The sequence below is a fragment of the Peribacillus sp. FSL E2-0218 genome, assembly GCF_037992945.1.
Classification (GTDB): domain Bacteria; phylum Bacillota; class Bacilli; order Bacillales; family DSM-1321; genus Peribacillus; species Peribacillus simplex_B.
Genome location: NZ_CP150304.1, coordinates 4,427,339 through 4,445,001, shown reverse-complemented (window position 1 = coordinate 4,445,001; position 17,663 = coordinate 4,427,339). Strand labels below are relative to the sequence as shown.

Genomic DNA, 17,663 nt, shown 5'->3' with positions numbered 1-17,663 from the left:
GCCCTGCAGGTCGTTAGGGTTGATATGGAGGATGCTCGAAGAAAAGGGAATGCAGATAAAAACCGCTTTTGGATTTCCACCTGTTTGCCTCATGCACCACCCGCACACGGAGCGGTTTATTTCCAAGCCCTGATGGAGTTTGATGAAGAATTCGAAAGGATGACTTTGGAAGCTTGGAAGGACCGTACGCTGCATCCATATCAAAAAAAAATATGGAGTTAACCGGGAGGAGAGCTGAAGTTGTCTGAGACGATTACAAACTATGAAGATATATTGAATATGCTCGACTCGCTTTTACGGGAGCCAACTGCATTTTGGAATGGTTTTTACGAAGATCGTGAAAAGGGAATCCCTTTTTTCGAAAACCTTCCTGATGAAAATCTAGTAACGTATTTTGATGAGGGTCTGCTTGGTCCAGGGCAGGTTCTTGAGCTAGGCTGCGGCCCTGGAAGAAATGCCATTTACCTGGCTGAAAGGGGCTGTTCCGTCGATGCGGTGGACTTGTCACAAGAAGCCCTGAAATGGGGGATGGAACGAGCGGCAGAAAAGGATGTGCATGTGAACTTCATTCAAAGGAACCTATTCGACATCGAGATCGTGGAAGGAAAATATGATATCGTGTATGATTCTGGCTGTTTTCACCATATAGCCCCGCACCGAAGGCTGAAATATCTGGAGATGGTCAAGAAAGCGCTAAAACCTAAAGGGGCCTATTCGATTACCTGTTTTGTAGAAGGCGGCGAATTGGGTGGTGCCGCCATTTCGGATTGGGAGGTTTATAGGCAACGAAGCCTTATGGGAGGATTGGGCTTTACGGAAGAAAAGCTTAGGACCATTTTCAAGGATTTCGAAGTTGCGGAAATACGTAAAATGAAGAAAACGGATGAAGCATTTGGAATGCAAGGCCTCTGGACGGGTTTGTTCATGAAAAGGTGATGTTCTAAAAGAAATGGCTGCGAAAGCGGGATCTGGGAGCAGATCCTTTTTTTGAGTGCAAGTGGATTTGTTAACTAAAAATAAAAATGGTAAACTATTAAAATGAATTGATGCGAACGAATAATGTCCCAAACAATAGAAAAAATTTCAATGTTCATCCTTTTTTCGAAAAAATCAGTAGTTGTATGGTTTCAAAAACAGCAGGGAAGGTATAGGGGAAGAGGACTGCCAACTCGCGGTACCAGCAGACTTGAGACCAATTGAAATGAGTTCTTATAATAAATAAATAGGTGGAGACGTTTATGCATAGAAATAGAGAACTATATTCCTTTTTATTAAATAAAGCAAAGCAACTGACTGAAGATTGGTATGCAACCTTGAATAAAAACGATACGGCGGGGGTATACAGTTCTCCTGATCCCCAAGTTATCGAAAAACTGAAGCAGCAAAACTATCAATTTCATTTACATTTCTTTCAAATCTTCACGTTAGAAGAAAGCCAGTTCTTTAATGAGCTAGACGAATGGATTGAAGATATCGGTCAGGATGAGGAACATTTAAATACGCCCATCTATTACATATTGAGGGAATTTTTCCGGACACAAAAACAATATTTGGATTATATCGAGCAGTTTGCGGCATTGCATGAAGAGGAATATACCCAAGCGGAAATCAACTCCTGGTATAAGATCGTGGTTAGGGTGTTCAGTGAAGTGATGGAAAGGTTCACTGAGGCAAACCATAGATATGCCAACAAAATCATGAAAGCCCAGCAGCAAATGATCGATGAATTGAGCTCGCCCATCATTTCTCTTAATGATCATACAGCGTTACTCCCGCTGATTGGTGATATCGACACAGCGAGGGGCATGTCCTTGCTAGAGACCACGTTACAACAGTGTGCCGAAAAAAATGTCTCAAGACTGTTCCTTGATTTATCAGGCGTCCATTCCATAGATGGTGCATCCGCACATCAGCTGTCACAATTGATCGAATCCTTGCATCTCATCGGCATCCATACGACCCTTTCAGGACTTAGGCCGGAAATAGCGATGAAAGCAGTCAAGCTTCAACTGCCTTTTGAAAAGGTGACGGTCAAATCGACTTTAGCCCAAGCGATCCATACGATAAAATGATACATACATAAGCGCGGGGATGCTAGCTTTTAAAGAAACTTCGGAGTGCCGCCAAATGGCGGTCTTTTTGAATGATAGGATGTTAATACTGAAACCACATTTGATAGATACGCGCAAGATGGGAAACAATAATAGAGGGTGAAAGCTATCATTCCTCATGGATTCCATGACATAAACAGTCAGTGGATCATTCAATATTGGCAAAGACGGCTAGATCTTCTTTATTGCCAACGACTAGAAGCATATCTTTTTCATGAATATCCTGATCCGGTGATGGTGCTATGATGATTTCTCCATTACTGACGATGGCAATGACGCTGATATTATATGTTGCACGTAAATCGAGCTCTCTGAGGCTTTTTCCCTTCATGCTCATGGGGAGGATGATTTCCTCGATATTGTATTCTTTAGAGAGCTCTATATAGTTCAGCATGTTAGGGGAGAGAAGCTGATTCGCGACCCGTTCCCCCATATCCCTCTCAGGATAGATGACCCAGTCGGCACCGATTTTCGAGAGCACCTGGCCGTGATTTTTATTAAGGGCTTTGGCAATGACTTTTTTGACCCCAAGCTCTTTTAAAAGCAAGGTAGTTAAAATGCTCGATTGCATGTCATTTCCGATGGCTACGATGACACAATCGAAATTACGGATTCCGATCGATTTCAATGTCTCTGCTTCGGTTGTATCCGCAATGACTGCATGGGTAACGCTCAATTCCGCATTCTCGACACTTTCCTCATTGATATCAATCCCCAAAACCTCTTGGCCGGCCGTATATAATCTATGTGCCACACTGGTTCCGAATCTGCCTAATCCGATTACGGCATATTGTCGTTTGCCCATCTTCTACACGCCTCCTTTTATGATTAACCAATCATGATTTTCCCTTTTGGCCGACGGAACGGATCTGGTTTGCGCCGCATGGCGATAGCAAAGGCCAAAGTCAAAGGGCCCACACGGCCTGCAAACATCGTAAAAATGATGAGCATCCGGCCAAGCGGTGATAATTCTGGGGTCAAGCCCATTGAAAGTCCCACGGTGGCGAATGCTGAAGTGGCTTCGAACAAAATCATCAAGAAGTCACTTCCGCTTTCCGTGATGGCCAGCAGAATGGAGATGCTTGAAACCATGAATACGCCAATGAATGAAACGGATAATGCTTTGAAAATCGTTTCACTCACAATACGGTGACGGAATAAGACCACATCATCCTTTCCTTTAATCTGTGACCAAACCGTTCCGATAAGCGTCGCCAATGTAGTTGTTTTAATCCCGCCGCCAGTCGATCCGGGAGAAGCCCCAACGAACATCAAGAAAATGATGAGCAGCAAGGTAGGCTGAGTCAAATCAGGAATATCCAACGTATTAGAGCCTGCCGTCCTTGGTGAAACCGACTGAAATAAAGACGATAGCGTTTTACCCATCAAGGATAAAGGCTGCAATGTTTTGGCGTTGCCGAACTCGAATATAAAGATTAAAATTGCGCCGGCAATCGTAAGGATCAAGCTTGTCGTTAGAACGACCTTCGTATGTACGGATAAACGCTGGATATCACGATATTCGTATAGTTCATTCATCACGATGAAACCTATTCCGCCAAACGTGATGAGGAAGACGACCGTAAGGGTTATGAATGGATCCGATACATAGGGGGTTAAACTCCTGAATTCCCCCATTAAATCAAAGCCGGCATTATTGAAATTCGATATGGAATGAAAAACCCCATAATAAATCGCTTTGCCGATTGGCATGTCAAATGAGAAGCGAATCGATAAGATAAGGGCGCCCATGCCTTCAATGATGGCGGTGAAAATCAAAAGTCGTCTCACTAACCTGACTACACCTGCCATGGATAGATTATTTAAGGACTCCTGCAAAAGTAACCTGCCTTTTAAGGAAATTTTCTTGCCTAAAAGGAAAAAGAAAAACGTCGCAAATGACATGAATCCTAAGCCGCCTATTTGAATCAGTGTCAAGATGACCAACTCGCCAAAAGTGGTGAAAGTCGATCCCGTATCCACTACGACAAGCCCTGTTACACAAGTAGCGGATGTTGCGGTGAAAAGAGCATCCAGAAAAGAAAGACCATGCCCGCTTTCAGTGGAAATCGGCAAGGTCAATAAATAGGACCCGATCAGTATCAGGATGCCAAACCCGAGTACAAGTATTTTTGGCGGATCCAATAAATTTTTTGCTTTTATCAAATTGATCATCCCTGCCTATGATAATGTAATGTGTAACATTATATGAATATATGAACCATCAATCTTTCATTCCGAAGCTTTTAGAGCATAATAAAAAGACCTGCGAAAAACCTCGAACGGCTAATTTGACACAAATAACGTGCAAAAAAGCTTCCGAATTAGGCGGTCTTATGACCTCCTTCGCTTTAGCCGACGAAGTTAGCTGACGGGTAGGATGGCGAAAGAGCTGATCTCATCCCTTCTGCAAGGCAGAATTAACCCCAAATGATTGGGTCCTCCGTACTCAAATCCTTTGAGTTTTGGCCGAATTATATTAAATGGATAAAACGTATTCTACTCCCATCATTTAGCAGTTGTAAACCCCTAAATTGTAAAAAAATATTTCTTTAACAAAACTGAAAATTAACATTTCATTTACATTTTGAAAACGTATTGACAAATATTAGTTAGCACATTATGATAGGTTCGATTCATTCAAAAAATAAAATTCAGACAATATATATAATCGTTATTTTGGGGAAATCCTAAATAAAATCAAACACACTTTACAAAGAAGGCGGGCAAGGCAATTATGGAGAAGACGTTCAATCGATATGTTATCAATGCTACAGGCAAGGGCGGCCAGACATACTTAACACAATGCCAGGATAAAGATGCACTAAGGAAATGGATAGCCGATCATGAGGATCAAATCATCATGAATGAATTAAGAATAACCGACAAGAAAAAGAATCCTTTGTTAAAATTCTTTTCCCAAAGGTGAAAATCGTCCATTTCTTCTGCGGCAATATAACTTGAACGAGCCGAAAAATCCATATCTTGTTTCGCTTTCAAACTCATTGCCGATCAATGGGTTTTTTTGCGTTGGAATCATTTACATGTCGGAATGGATAATGTTAAAATTTAGGGAAAAAGGACTTCGTTGTAATACCGGATAGGGAGGCCATTCAGCCGGGCATGACAACCAGGGGTGGGGAATAGATGAGATTCAAACATGTAATGTCATCATGGAAGTATCCTTCCATTTTATTGTGCGGAATCGGGATTTCGAACTTCGGCGCATGGGTGTATTTCATCGCCCTCAATTTAATCGTTCTTGATTTGACCAAGTCTCCCTTAGCAGTCGCTGGTTTATATATGGTGAAACCGTTGGCGGTATTGTTGACCAATGTTTGGGCTGGCAGCGTCATCGATCGGAGAAATAAGCGGAATATGATGGTCACACTTGATCTATTCCGGGCGACATTCATCGCTTTGCTGGCATTGACTTCCTCCATTTGGGCGATCTATTCGCTCGTATTGGTGATCAATATGGCAGAGGCCGTGTTTGGTACAACATCAAGGACGTATATAACAAAATTAATACCAATCGAACAAAGAAAACGATTCAACTCATTGCGAAGCTTGATCGATTCAGGGGCTTTTTTGATTGGACCAGCGATAGCGGGTCTCCTTTTCATAATCGGCACCCCCGTCGCTGCCATCTATATCAATGCTCTAGCCTTAGTATTATCAGGCGTGATCACGCTATTCATGCCAGATCTTGAAAAGGATGATTCCTTTAGCCTTATCGATCGCCACCTATCCTGGGCCATCGTGAAAAAGGATTGGGGCATCGTCCTCGATTACAGCCGGAAAGCCTCATATGTGATGCTCATATATTTCTTGTTCAGCTGCATGGTCGTAATGGAAACGGCCATGGACTCCCAAGAAGCAGCATTTGCCAAAAGCGTGCTTTCTTTGTCGGACAGCGATTACGGATTCCTCGTAAGCATCGCCGGGGCGGGTATCATTGCCGGAGCAATCATAAATGCATTATTCATCAGTAAAGTGCGGATATCCTATCTGATTGGCCTGGGTTCCGTATGTGTTTCGATCGGTTATATGATTTATGCCGTGTCGACTTCGTTTTCAATCGCGGCCACGGGATTTTTCCTTATTGCCTTTTCATTGGCTTTTGCTAATACTGGCTTTCAAACTTTTTATCAGAATAATATCCCGGCGGACATCATGGGGAGGGTGGGCAGCATGTTCGGTTTGTTGGAAGCATTATTGATCATTATGACAACAGTGATTGTCGGTGCTTCTGCCCATTTCCTTTCGATTCGGTTCGTCGTGATTGCAGGTTCCGTGATGCTTCTTGCGTTTTCGATTTTATTATGTGTACTCAGTATGAAGCCAGTGAAAAGCAGGTATTATTCCAGTGAAGGGGGAATGGCGGAGAAAAAGGTGTAAGCGACCTTTCCGAAAAGGCATGCGGTGAACATGCCTTATATCCATTTCATTTAATGAATGTGCGTAATTGGCTGATGAAATTCAAGATTTGAAAATGTATCTTTGCCATTTCCTCCACTGGCTGTTCCTCGCAATTTTCCAGCCATTCCTGGATCACCCCTAAAATCGCCGATGTCAAAAAGGCGTGCATATATGTTCGAAATGCTTCATTGAGAGCCGCAGGATGCTGGCTGATCAATCGATCCAAAAGGACATCACCGAAAACACGCTTTATTTTTTTCGCAAAAGAAGGATCGCCCTGATCACCAAGAATCGCCCTCAAGGGTTGGGCATGCTCACCGATGAATTGGAAAATCGCGACGAAAGGCGGATATAGCTGTTGCTGATGAAGGGCAAGGAGTGCCTCTTTCGGTAAAATCGCCGTAATGCGTGCTTGAAGTTCATCCAGCAAGTCTTGCTGTAATTGATCCATCAACGCATATTTATCTGCATAATGAAGATAGAAGGTGCCTCGATTGATGTTCGCACGCTCTGCAATCTTCTTTACCGACACATGCGTAAATCCTTCTGCTTCAACGAGTGCAATGAAGTGATGCTGGATATGCGCCTTCGTTTTTTGTATCATTTCCTCATGAATCGATGCCATCTGAATATCTCCCTCACTTCACTGAACATTTTTCAAAATCTGTTCATTGTATTGAAACTCATGCTACCTTAGAATGATGATACATTCAACACCGTGTTAATTAAAGTGGAAGGGAGTGCGTCCAATGAAACATGCGATTATCATGGAAGGTATTGCCAAAGGCTTTCAACATAAAAGGGTCATTCAGCCCTTGGACCTCACGATAGAAAAAAGTGGAATATTCGGCTTGTTAGGTCCTTCAGGATGCGGTAAGACGACCTTGATCAAAATGATTGTCGGCCTGATTAAGCCGGATGCCGGGAGCGTCACGGTTCTCGATCATAAGGTGCCAAATGAAACATTGTTGATGGAAATCGGCTATATGGCACAATCCGATGCTTTGTATACTGAGCTGACTGGTGCTGAAAACCTTGAGTTTTTTGCGAAGCTATATCGGTTATCGAAAAAGGAAAGAAGCGAGCGGATCCGATATGCAGCTGAAATCGTCGGATTAACGAATGATTTGAACACTCGGATTGCCCATTATTCCGGGGGGATGAAGCGCCGTTTGTCCTTGGCGATCGCCCTCATCCAAAATCCCGAAATCCTCATTTTGGATGAACCGACGGTGGGGATCGATCCTATGCTAAAACGAAACATTTGGCAGGAGCTGGAGCGGTTAAGAGATGAAGAGCACAAGACGATCGTGATAACGACGCATGTCATGGATGAGGCAGAACGATGCGATGAACTGGCGATGCTGCGTGAGGGAGCTATCATTGCATCGGGAACGCCTGCCGCATTAAAAGGACAATTTGCGGCGGAAACGCTTGATGATGTATTTTTAAAGATTGGAGGCGGACGGTAATGCGGATTTCCTCTCTCGTGACGCGAATCATCCAGCAGCTGCGCCGTGATCGAAGGACCCTAGCTTTATTTTTCCTCGCCCCCTTGCTCATCTTAACGCTCATGTACTTCATTTTTGGCACAGAAGCGAGTGAGTTGAAAATCGTCGTAACCGGCAGTGATCAAAGCACGGTCGCTGGATTGGGACAGGCCGATTTTCAAGTAAAGGCAGCTGAGGAGTTTTCAAGGAAACGAATGATTGAAACCAAAACGGATGGCTGGTTACACGTTGAACATGGAAAAATGGAGCTTACGCTGTTGAACGACGAACCAGCACGGGCAAAAGCCGTCCAAATGCAGCTGATGCTGGGACTGCAAGGACATACAAGCAAAATGCCTTCCATTGAATCGCAATATGTGTACGGAGATGAAAATACAAAGGGCTTTGACACCTTCAGTCCGATGCTCGTGAGCTTTTTCGTTTTTTTCTTCGTGTTTTTGATAGCGGGAATCGCGCTTTTGAAGGAGCGAACAAGCGGAACGCTGGAGCGGCTGCTGGCCACGCCGATCAAGCGGCATGAAATCGTCGCCGGCTATGTGATCGGCTATGGTTCATTTGCCCTCATTCAGACGATCATCGTCGTCCTCTATGCCGTCAACGTACTGGATATCGTGCTCGTGGGCTCCATATGGCTCGTGTTATTGACGAATATACTTGTCGCACTCGTGGCCTTATCGCTTGGCACGCTGCTGTCCAGTTTCGCCACCTCCGAATTCCAAATGGTGCAATTCATCCCGCTCGTCATCGTGCCGCAGATTTTCTTCACAGGGATATTCCCCTTGGATGGCATGGCGGACTGGCTGCAAAAAATCGGCAAAATCATGCCGCTTTATTACGCATCGGATGCCATGAACGGCATCATGTATAAAGGTTTTTCTTTCGCTGATGTATTCCTGGATCTTATCGTACTCGTGGCATTTTCGGCCGTGTTCATAACGATCAATATCATTAGCTTGAAAAGATACCGTTCCTTATGAATGAGTGCAATGGTTGTCCCGAAAGGATAAAATCAGCCAAAAGAAGCAAAAAAAATTCAAGAATGCATTTAAATCAGCATTCTTGATTTTAAAGAAGGGGCGTCAAAAAGTCGAAATCGGCCTAATTGACGCCCTTTTTAGCCTAAACATTTTTATTTTCTTTCAGTCTTTGTTGTTGTTTACCATCAATGACACAAAACAAAATAAGGCTATAAAAAATAGAAGTGCGGGAAAAGTATAAAATGTTGCATTGTATTTAATAGAAGAATCAACCTTTAAACCATATAAATAAATAAATAGTATAAAAGAAACGGATAATGCTAGAGTACCGGTTAATAATTTCATTATTTTACCTCCACTTGGTTAATTTGTATTATTTTTTAAAAAATGTATAATGATATTATACAGAAAATATAGGAAAAAAGGGGAGATTTAAAAATGAGAATTTATAACCAAAAGTTTTACATTCGACTTCTTAGTCTTTTCAGTCTATTTATTTTATTAATCGGATCTTTGAACCTATCAAAAGTTTCTGCAGATAAAGGAGCCGATTCTGTTTTTGATATTGAAGAAGCCAATGTAGGATTAACAGTTGATACTCCGTATAGGTTAACAAAAGACGATGGGACTTTAGTGTTTTTTGATACAGTAGAAGATTATAATGCCTATTTAGATAACCAAATGATTAAAATTGTTCCTAGATGCGCAACGTGCAATAAAACTACAACTACTACTATTACTACTAATACAACAAAAGAAAAATGGGTGAACTATCATCCTCTTACAAATGCTTGGATTAAAGCTAGCAGTTATACTATTTCTCGTGGGAAATCTTATACTATTTCAGGTTCTTATAGTTATAGTGGTTATAATGTGGGGGTTAGTGTATCTCATAATACATCAGTTTCTGCTACCATCCCAGCTAATTCAAAAAAATATAGTAGATTAGGTGTTTGGTCAGACATTACTTTCAAAAGATTTAAGCATGTAGTAAAAAGCCCTACTGGAAAGGTTATAAATACGTATTATTCAAATACCGCATATGCTGTAGGTGCTCCTTATATTAAAGTGAAATATAAATAAAACACGATATATTTTTATTAATCAATGGAAAATAAAACAGTATATCTATTCAGGGGCTGTCCCAAAAGTCAGGAATAAGACTTCTAGGGGGCAACCTTTTTCATTTAAGGACTTTTTTCGCATGTTTCCTCCATGCTCATATTTTCTTGACCATGACTCTTTCATTGTTGAAATCTGCTTCGCCATTGAAGGCAAAGCCGAATTTCCTATACAAGTGAGAAGCAGCCTGATTCTCTTCGACTATGCTCAAATAGACCTCGGGGCAATCATACTCCATGGTTAACCGTTCGATCAAAGCCTCGAGCAGGATTGTTCCAAGGCCCTGGCCCTGATGCTTTGCGTCAATGAAAAAACGGTCGAGCCAAACTCGGCCATGCTCCCCTTCGCCAGGGAAAAAACCATACATCGCAAAACCGACCAAGGTATCTTCCGTATAAAGACCGACTGGCCTGTAATATTTACATTCCCGTGCATCTTTCAAACATTGCTCGGTCGTTTCGATAAATGTTCTTTGCTTTTCATGGATGTGCAGCTTCAAAATCTCCGCTCTATTTTCGTTCGTGACTTCTTTAATATGGACTGTCATATAATTTCCTTCCTCAATTCGCTCCGGTTTATCCGTTTTGTTATGATGATATACTAATACCCTAAGGTATCTGGTTACCATATAGTCAAGAGGAGAGATCAAAATGTCCGAGTTAAATATAGGAAAATATTTCACAACCGGTGAATTCGCCAAATTATGCAATGTAAAGAAACAAACGCTCATCCATTATGATGAAATTGGGCTTCTGACTCCCGACATTAAAAACGACAAAGGGTATCGATATTATTCCTATCAACAATTTGAAGTTTTTTCTGTCATTTCATTATTAAAGGAATTCAATATGCCATTGAAGGAGATTAAGTGGTTTCTTACCAACCGGTCACCTCTGGAACTGATCGAGCTTTTCAAAGAAAAGTCGCTGGAATTGGAAAAAAAGATAAGAAATCTTCATCGTATGCAGAAAATCATCGAAACGAAAATCTCTCTCACTGAAAAAGCGCTATGTATGGATGACTCGCAAATCACCTTGAGACTCGAGGAGGAAGAACAGCTTTTTCTCAGTGAATCCATCCTGAACTCTTCTGATGCCGAATTCTTGAAAGCGACTTCGGACTTCATCGATTTCTGCAATGACAATGAATTTTACACCGGATTCCCTATCGGGGCGATGATAAGCAGAGAAAGAATCCTCGACGGAGATCATGATAATTATTCGTTTCTTTACACGAAAGTAAATGATGCACATCATACCCCTGCCTTCCATGCCAAACCGAAGGGACTTTATATCGTTGCCTACCATAAGGGAAGCTATGAAAATATTTCCGAAACTTATAAAAGAATCGTCCGCTTCATGGAACATGAAAACTTGAACATCAAATCGTTTGCCTACGAAGAATACATCCTGGATGAAGTCTCGGTAAAGGGATATGAAAATTACCTGACCCAGATCATGGTGGAAGTCGAATAAGGGAGCGCTTTTAACCCGGCATCACACGATTGAGACGTTTGTTGACGGTTTGTGGAAGATGCCCTAGGATAAAAAGATAGGTATGATTTGGAAGGAGGATGAACGCATATGTCGCTAAAATCGGTCCTGCTTTCCTTGTTTCTGTCGCAAGCGTTATTTTTTTGCGGTCTGCCTTTGTTTCTTAAGCTTTCCTTATATTTGAATCCTTTGGCAATCCTGGTTGTCTGGTTTTGTATCCTCATGCTCGTTTCGTTCGCCGTTGTTTATTTTCGCAGAGAAGTGATCACCGTCCGGCGTTTTTTATGGCAGGCCGCATTTGTCGGCTACAGTACATCACTATCGGTTTTGCTGTTTTTTCGGCCAACAGGTCAGGTCTATTCCTATAATATGATTCCATTTTCCACCATTCTATCTTATGCATCGAACAAAATGGATGGGTTTGTGTCATTTTATAACCTTAGTGCCAATGTGGGACTCTTCATTCCGTTTGGGCTGTATTTGTTGTCCAGGGAAGGGAAAGAGCCGACCGCCTTAACGAAATTCCTTTATCCGTTCACCTTGATTTTCATCATCGAGATCAGTCAGTTCGTTCTGCGGCGCGGAAGCTTGGATGTGGATGACCTTATCCTGAACATGAGCGGTGTTTACTTGGGATACCTCCTATATCCCCTTTTCTCCAGGGTGGTTAAGATCCTGCCTGGGAAGGGAAGATGCTGGTGACGAAGTGTTCCAAGTTATATAAATAGGTTGTATGAAAGGGTGTTTTTCATGTATCGCACGTTGGAAGAATTAACGGACCATCCCGTGTTTCATTATTTTGCAGAGATTTCGAAAATCCCGAGAGGTTCGGGAAATGAAAAAGCGATCAGTGATTATCTGGTTCGTTTTGCGAAGGAAAGGGGCCTAGAGGCAATCCAGGATGAAGCCCTGAATGTCATCATTAAAAAGCCGGCGGCACCTGGGTATGAAAGCGCTCCTGCCATCATCATCCAGGGACATATGGATATGGTATGCGAAAAGAATAAGGGGACCCTTCACGATTTTGAGAACGATCCCCTCCAATTACGGATTATCGGCGACATGCTCTATGCGACGGATACCACTCTAGGTGCTGATAACGGCATTGCGGTTGCTTATGCATTAGCTCTTCTGGATGCGAATGATATCCCGCATCCTGCGCTTGAAATCGTGATAACGACCGAAGAAGAAACGACGATGAACGGGGCCCTTGCCGTTGATGCAGCTCACTTCAAGGGAAAAATGCTGATCAATATCGATTCGGAGGAAGACGGAAAGCTGCTCGTCAGCAGTGCAGGGGGAATCCGCGTCAGACAGATCCTCCCGATCACATGGGAAGCCGCCCCTAACGATGCAGTTCCCTATAGTATCAGGATTAAAGGGCTGAAGGGCGGACATTCAGGTATATCGATCGATAAGGAAAGAGGCAATGCCAATAAACTGTTGGGAAGAATATTACAGGATTTAATGATGGAATTCCCATGCTTTATTGAGCAAATGAGCGGGGGGCTAAAAGGGAATGCGATCCCTCGTGAAGCAGAGGCAATGGTACGGTTTCATGTTGAGGATGAGCAGAAGGTAAAGGAGAAAATCCAGCAATGGGACGAAACGTTTAAAAATGAAAGGCAATCCTCCGATCCTGAAGTGTCGATAAAGTTTGACCGGAGCTTCTCCGTTTCTGACACCGTTTTTTCCAAGGAGACGGCGGCTAAAGCCATTTCCTCCCTATTGATCATCCCCCATGGCGTACAAGGAATGAGCATGGGCATAAAGGGATTGGTCGAGAGCTCGACGAATCTAGGGGTCGTTACTGCCAATGAGGCCGAATTGACATTCGAAAGTGAAATCAGAAGCTCGATCAAAAGCATCAAATACCATATGGTCACCCAGGCAAAGGCCATCGCGGACATGCTCGGCTGCGACCTACTGATTGATGCGGATTATCCGGAATGGCCTTATAATCCTGATTCGAAACTCAAGAAATTATTTGAAGCAGCATATCAAGACAAGTATGATGCGGAGATTGAAATCATCGCTGTCCATGCAGGAATTGAATGCGGGGTGTTCATCGATAAGATACCAGGATTGGATGCCGTTGCGATCGGGCCGGATATATTTTCCGTCCATACACCTGATGAACATCTCAGCATCCCCTCGACGATAAATAACTGGGAATACTTCCTATACACATTAAAAAGGATGAAGGACCTTTAGGCTTGTATATAAAAAAAGGAATGGAGATCTGGTTATGAATCTGAAGATATTCATGATAGCGGCGGTAGCCATCATCTTATGGGGATCTGCTTTTGCGGCCATTCGTGCAAGCCTCCATGGCGGTTACTCCGCAGGGCATTTAGTGCTGATTCGTTTTCTTATAGCATCAGGCGTTTTCATCCTTTATGCTCTATGGCCTGCGAGCAAATTCCGTTTACCGCGAAAAGAGGACGCGATAAAAATAGTGATCTTGGGCTGGATCGGCATCAGTCTCTATCAATTGGGTGTAACATTCGGTGAAGAAACCGTTTCAGCGGGGACGGCAGCGATGCTCGTTGCCTCTGCCCCCATTTTTACGGCGGTAATCGCTGCCATGGTCTTAAAGGAGCGTCTAGGTTTGTTTGGCTGGGCCGGGTTAGTGATAGGTTTTGTCGGAATCTTCCTTATTACGTTGGGAACGGCCCGTTCAAGCTTCCATATTTCTAACGGAGCTTTTTTAGTATTATTCGCATCCGTTGCCACTTCGGTTTTTTTTGTTTTTCAAAAACCATTATTGCTTCGTTACAAGCCGATTGAATTGACGGCGTATTTTACATGGGCAGGTACATTGCCTTTTTTCATCTTTTCTCCAGGCCTTATACATACAGTTCAAGAAGCGACACTGGAAGCGAATGTCTCTGCTCTCTATATCGGCATTTTTCCGGGAGCCGTCGCTTATGTCTCTTGGGCCATCGCCCTATCATTAGGGAAAGCCAGCTCCGTTTCGAGCATGATGTATATTGAACCGGCATTTGCTATTATCGTTGCTTGGATCTGGCTCCAGGAGCTTCCGAGTGTCCTTTCCACAATAGGCGGACTGGTTGCGGTTTCGAGTGTCGTCATCATCAATGGATTTGGAAAAAAGACAGACCAAGCACTAAAAAATAGTGCCTGAAAAACAGGTCATGGATTTTTGGAAACATGTACGGTGTGAATATTCACACCGTTTTTTTGACTTTCATGAAAATCCTGAAGATTTTGAGAGGTAATGGTAGAATGGAACAATAAACATATTATTCAGACAATGGGTGTTCCGATAAGGAGGAAAAACGATGGACCAAGTCACTAGCATCATTACGCTTAACAACATTAACTGGCGGAGAAAAGGGACAACGATTTTGAATGAAGTGTCGTGGGAGGTTCGGCCAGGAGAGCATTGGGCCCTTCTAGGACTTAATGGATCAGGGAAAACATCCCTGCTGAAGATGATTATAGGGTATCAATGGCCAAGCAGCGGTCAAGTGTCCGTGTTGGGACATATTTTTGGCAAAACGAATATACCCGAGCTGCGGAAGTCCATTGGCTGGGTAAGTTCTTCCCTGGATCAAGAGTATCAAGCAAGGGCAAATGATTCGGCCCTCGAAGTCGTCATAAGCGGCAAGTTCGCTTCGATCGGAATATATGACAAGATCACGGACGTTGATCGCAACAAGGCGATGGAACTGCTCGAGCAATTCAGGATCAAGCCTTTGGCCGATCAACTCATCCATACGCTCTCTCAAGGTGAAAAAAGAAAAGTGATGCTTGCAAGGGCCCTAATGTCTTCACCGAAGCTGCTGGTGCTGGATGAACCATGCAATGGACTGGATATTCACGCTAAGGAAGAATTATTGGCAGCGATCGAAAAAATGGCGAACTCCCCAGTCGCTCCAACGATCCTATATGTTACCCACCATATTGAAGAAATCGTCCCATCGCTCACACATGCGTTATTGATCAATTCCGGCACCGTAGTGGCTAAAGGTGAAAAAATGGAGGTCTTAACGGAGCCTATATTGGAAAGGACCTTTCAAGTCCCCGTCACGGTGAAATGGGAGAACGAGCGTCCCTGGATCCGGATCAAATCCTTATTAACCCAAGGCTGAGCTTGCAGTTTCAAGAGTACTAGTGTCCAAGTTTTAGAGAGTATGTGCAGGCATCTTTATTATTTAATCGTATTGCCACCATCCATTACGATATTTTCACCAGTAATTAGATTTGTCGCCTCGCTGGCTAGGAATAAGGCAATGGCTGCCACTTCTTCGGGATATCCAAAGCGTCCAAGCGGAATTTCTTTTTTCGCTTGTTCCCCTTTTTCTCCAGCCCAAGCCTTTTTCCCTAATTCAGTCAAAATAACGGTAGGTGAAATAGCGTTTACTTTAATGTCAAATTGAGCCCATTCATAAGCAAGCACTTTCGTCATTCCAAGAATGGCCGCTTTACTTGCAGCATAAGCTACATGATTATCCAATGCAATAAGTGCTGCCTGAGAAGCTAAGTTGATTATCTTCCCGCCTTTTCCTCGTTCAATCATTAAATGGCCGACCTTCTGGCACATTTTAAATGAACCAGTTAAGTTAACCTCCATCGTTTTTTGCCAGTACTCATCAGAAATATTTTCGGCATCATCGAGTAAAGCAATACCAGCACAATTGACTAGAATATCAATCTTGCCGAAGTGTGCTTTAACTTTCTGAATGGCTTGGTCCATACTTTCGTTACTAGTGATATCGCATTGCACGCCGATGGAATCTTTCACACTCCATTCCTTAGCTATATCTGCCACAAAATCTTTTTGATCAAAAATAGCGACTTTTGCCCCCTTTTCTATGTATAATTCCGCTATAGCTTTTCCAATTCCGCTTGCTCCGCCTGTAACAATAGCAACTTTGTCTGTAATATTGAAGTTTTTATCATATCCTTGAAAATCCATAAAATAGAGCTCCCTTTCATCGTATATTTTTGACAACGCTTTCATTATTGAATGCTGAATTAACTGTTTTCAGTTTATTACAAATGCAATTGATTATTCAATAGTTTTTTTCATTTATTTTTATATTTTTTCATTATTTATCGTTTGTTATTGGATTTGATGGCCCGTAAATAAGACAGAAAAAAACTTGGTAATGATCCCACCCCAAGCTCATGCATGTAGCTCTCATTTTTTATTTAAAGCCCTCGTTATTTCTGTAAGGCCTTATTATAGCCCGCCATCTAAACCGTCAATTTTCACGCCTCTACTCCATTCACGGTCGATTTTCAATCCCTTATTTGTAATGGATATGGTTAATTCTCCTTCCTTCTCATAAACCTTAGATGAGTTCCCGTCATAAACTTTAAATTTCGTTGTATAAAAATAATCTATTGTGCCATCATCATTTTTGCTTTGTTCTTCAAGGGTCACATCTTTTACTTCAATACTTTTGTTAAGCTGCTTGGATACCAATTCCGGTATCTGATATTTACGGTTATCGATCTCCGCCTTATATTGTTCGTCTGTTAAAAATACTTTCATATTTTTTGCAATTTCATCAAAAGTAGGGGGATCGGATGCATCTTTAATGGTATATAGCTCTGTACTATACCCTTTAAATAATTTTTCTGCATCCTCCAGACTGACCTTTTCCCCCTCATTAATAGGTATCCCTTCCTTCACCGCATCCTTGCTACAAGCAACTACACCATTAAACAAAACAAATAAAAACAATAAACTAAGAATTTTCTTTATGATAGCCACCTCATTTCCTTTCAATGTCCTTACACTCTACATATTGAAGCAAATCGTTTCATTGAACGTTCATTATCATTAATTTTAACATAAATATCCATCTTGTATTTACACTACATATCAGGGAACAACCCCATCACCTCTTTGAAAATAACAGTGCTTGTGACAGCGGGTGAAGCTGAACCCTTGTTGAACCTAGCCGCACCTGATCAAGGAATCGGTGCTCATGTTTCCAAAAGCATTTTTTTAAAAAAGTGTCATTATTTAACACATTTATACTAGAACGC

The 17,663-nt window shown here is 42.4% G+C and carries 19 protein-coding genes and 1 riboswitch; of the genes, 12 read left to right on the top strand and 7 right to left on the bottom strand.

Going from position 1 to position 17,663, the window contains the following annotated elements:
• Nucleotides 1-240: 240 nt before the first annotated feature.
• Nucleotides 241-936, top strand: a complete 696-nt coding sequence (locus tag MHI53_RS21405; RefSeq protein WP_061142721.1) for a class I SAM-dependent methyltransferase — start codon at nucleotides 241-243, stop codon at nucleotides 934-936.
• Between the two features lie 302 nt (nucleotides 937-1,238).
• Nucleotides 1,239-2,072 carry an STAS domain-containing protein gene (locus MHI53_RS21400; protein ID WP_061142722.1) on the top strand — a complete coding sequence of 278 codons (834 nt, stop codon included), beginning with the start codon at nucleotides 1,239-1,241 and terminating at the stop codon, nucleotides 2,070-2,072.
• 187 nt (nucleotides 2,073-2,259) lie between these two features.
• Here the strand turns inward: MHI53_RS21400 and MHI53_RS21395 are convergent, their stop codons facing one another.
• The gene (locus tag MHI53_RS21395) at nucleotides 2,260-2,916 is read right to left on the bottom strand and encodes a TrkA family potassium uptake protein (protein WP_340372237.1); all 657 of its coding nucleotides are present in this window, start codon (nucleotides 2,914-2,916) and stop codon (nucleotides 2,260-2,262) included.
• Between the two features lie 23 nt (nucleotides 2,917-2,939).
• On the bottom strand, nucleotides 2,940-4,286 hold the full coding sequence (locus MHI53_RS21390) for a TrkH family potassium uptake protein (RefSeq protein WP_340372236.1): 1,347 nt from the start codon (nucleotides 4,284-4,286) through the stop codon (nucleotides 2,940-2,942).
• A 163-nt stretch (nucleotides 4,287-4,449) separates the two neighbouring features.
• A riboswitch (cyclic di-AMP (ydaO/yuaA leader) is annotated at nucleotides 4,450-4,592 on the bottom strand.
• 256 nt (nucleotides 4,593-4,848) lie between these two features.
• Between MHI53_RS21390 and MHI53_RS21385 the strand changes: the two genes are divergently transcribed.
• Both MHI53_RS21385 and MHI53_RS21380 read left to right on the top strand, forming a co-directional pair.
• Complete coding sequence (locus tag MHI53_RS21385; RefSeq protein ID WP_061142725.1) at nucleotides 4,849-5,040, top strand: hypothetical protein; 192 nt, start codon at nucleotides 4,849-4,851, stop codon at nucleotides 5,038-5,040.
• Between the two features lie 218 nt (nucleotides 5,041-5,258).
• Nucleotides 5,259-6,512, top strand: coding sequence for an MFS transporter (locus tag MHI53_RS21380; protein WP_340372235.1), 1,254 nt, complete (start codon nucleotides 5,259-5,261; stop codon nucleotides 6,510-6,512).
• Between the two features lie 46 nt (nucleotides 6,513-6,558).
• Here the strand turns inward: MHI53_RS21380 and MHI53_RS21375 are convergent, their stop codons facing one another.
• On the bottom strand, nucleotides 6,559-7,158 hold the full coding sequence (locus MHI53_RS21375) for a TetR/AcrR family transcriptional regulator C-terminal domain-containing protein (protein ID WP_340372234.1): 600 nt from the start codon (nucleotides 7,156-7,158) through the stop codon (nucleotides 6,559-6,561).
• A gap of 124 nt (nucleotides 7,159-7,282) precedes the next feature.
• Here MHI53_RS21375 and MHI53_RS21370 point away from each other — a divergent pair, with 124 nt between their 5' ends.
• Together MHI53_RS21370 and MHI53_RS21365 are read left to right on the top strand one after the other, a co-directional pair.
• Nucleotides 7,283-8,005 (top strand): ABC transporter ATP-binding protein, encoded by a 723-nt coding sequence (locus MHI53_RS21370; RefSeq protein ID WP_340372233.1) that lies wholly within the window; start codon nucleotides 7,283-7,285, stop codon nucleotides 8,003-8,005.
• On the top strand, nucleotides 8,005-9,021 hold the full coding sequence (locus tag MHI53_RS21365) for an ABC transporter permease (RefSeq protein ID WP_340372232.1): 1,017 nt from the start codon (nucleotides 8,005-8,007) through the stop codon (nucleotides 9,019-9,021). Before MHI53_RS21370 ends, MHI53_RS21365 begins: the two co-directional genes overlap by 1 nt.
• 162 nt (nucleotides 9,022-9,183) lie before the next feature.
• Here MHI53_RS21365 and MHI53_RS21360 read toward each other — a convergent pair whose 3' ends face one another.
• Nucleotides 9,184-9,366 (bottom strand): hypothetical protein, encoded by a 183-nt coding sequence (locus tag MHI53_RS21360; RefSeq protein ID WP_100532893.1) that lies wholly within the window; start codon nucleotides 9,364-9,366, stop codon nucleotides 9,184-9,186.
• A gap of 93 nt (nucleotides 9,367-9,459) precedes the next feature.
• Here MHI53_RS21360 and MHI53_RS21355 point away from each other — a divergent pair, with 93 nt between their 5' ends.
• Entirely contained in the window at nucleotides 9,460-10,104 is a 645-nt protein-coding gene (locus MHI53_RS21355) for a hypothetical protein (RefSeq protein WP_340372231.1), read from the top strand.
• Nucleotides 10,105-10,240: 136 nt separating this feature from the next.
• Here MHI53_RS21355 and MHI53_RS21350 read toward each other — a convergent pair whose 3' ends face one another.
• Entirely contained in the window at nucleotides 10,241-10,690 is a 450-nt protein-coding gene (locus tag MHI53_RS21350; protein ID WP_061142730.1) for a GNAT family N-acetyltransferase, read from the bottom strand.
• A 103-nt stretch (nucleotides 10,691-10,793) separates the two neighbouring features.
• Between MHI53_RS21350 and MHI53_RS21345 the strand changes: the two genes are divergently transcribed.
• The 5 genes from MHI53_RS21345 to MHI53_RS21325 all read left to right on the top strand — a co-directional run bounded on the left by MHI53_RS21345 (nucleotide 10,794) and on the right by MHI53_RS21325 (nucleotide 15,754).
• Nucleotides 10,794-11,618: a MerR family DNA-binding transcriptional regulator gene (locus MHI53_RS21345; RefSeq protein ID WP_340372230.1), complete on the top strand. Its 825-nt coding sequence runs from the start codon at nucleotides 10,794-10,796 to the stop codon at nucleotides 11,616-11,618.
• Between the two features lie 108 nt (nucleotides 11,619-11,726).
• Nucleotides 11,727-12,338: a VanZ family protein gene (locus MHI53_RS21340; protein ID WP_340372229.1), complete on the top strand. Its 612-nt coding sequence runs from the start codon at nucleotides 11,727-11,729 to the stop codon at nucleotides 12,336-12,338.
• 48 nt (nucleotides 12,339-12,386) lie between these two features.
• Nucleotides 12,387-13,850 carry an aminoacyl-histidine dipeptidase gene (locus tag MHI53_RS21335; RefSeq protein WP_340372228.1) on the top strand — a complete coding sequence of 488 codons (1,464 nt, stop codon included), beginning with the start codon at nucleotides 12,387-12,389 and terminating at the stop codon, nucleotides 13,848-13,850.
• A 34-nt stretch (nucleotides 13,851-13,884) separates the two neighbouring features.
• The gene (locus tag MHI53_RS21330; RefSeq protein ID WP_340372227.1) at nucleotides 13,885-14,784 is read left to right on the top strand and encodes a DMT family transporter; all 900 of its coding nucleotides are present in this window, start codon (nucleotides 13,885-13,887) and stop codon (nucleotides 14,782-14,784) included.
• Between the two features lie 157 nt (nucleotides 14,785-14,941).
• On the top strand, nucleotides 14,942-15,754 hold the full coding sequence (locus MHI53_RS21325; RefSeq protein WP_061142735.1) for an ABC transporter ATP-binding protein: 813 nt from the start codon (nucleotides 14,942-14,944) through the stop codon (nucleotides 15,752-15,754).
• Nucleotides 15,755-15,813: 59 nt separating this feature from the next.
• Here MHI53_RS21325 and MHI53_RS21320 read toward each other — a convergent pair whose 3' ends face one another.
• On the bottom strand, nucleotides 15,814-16,581 hold the full coding sequence (locus MHI53_RS21320; RefSeq protein ID WP_061142736.1) for an SDR family oxidoreductase: 768 nt from the start codon (nucleotides 16,579-16,581) through the stop codon (nucleotides 15,814-15,816).
• A gap of 267 nt (nucleotides 16,582-16,848) precedes the next feature.
• The gene (locus MHI53_RS21315) at nucleotides 16,849-17,385 is read right to left on the bottom strand and encodes a hypothetical protein (RefSeq protein WP_340372226.1); all 537 of its coding nucleotides are present in this window, start codon (nucleotides 17,383-17,385) and stop codon (nucleotides 16,849-16,851) included.
• Nucleotides 17,386-17,663: the final 278 nt, after the last annotated feature.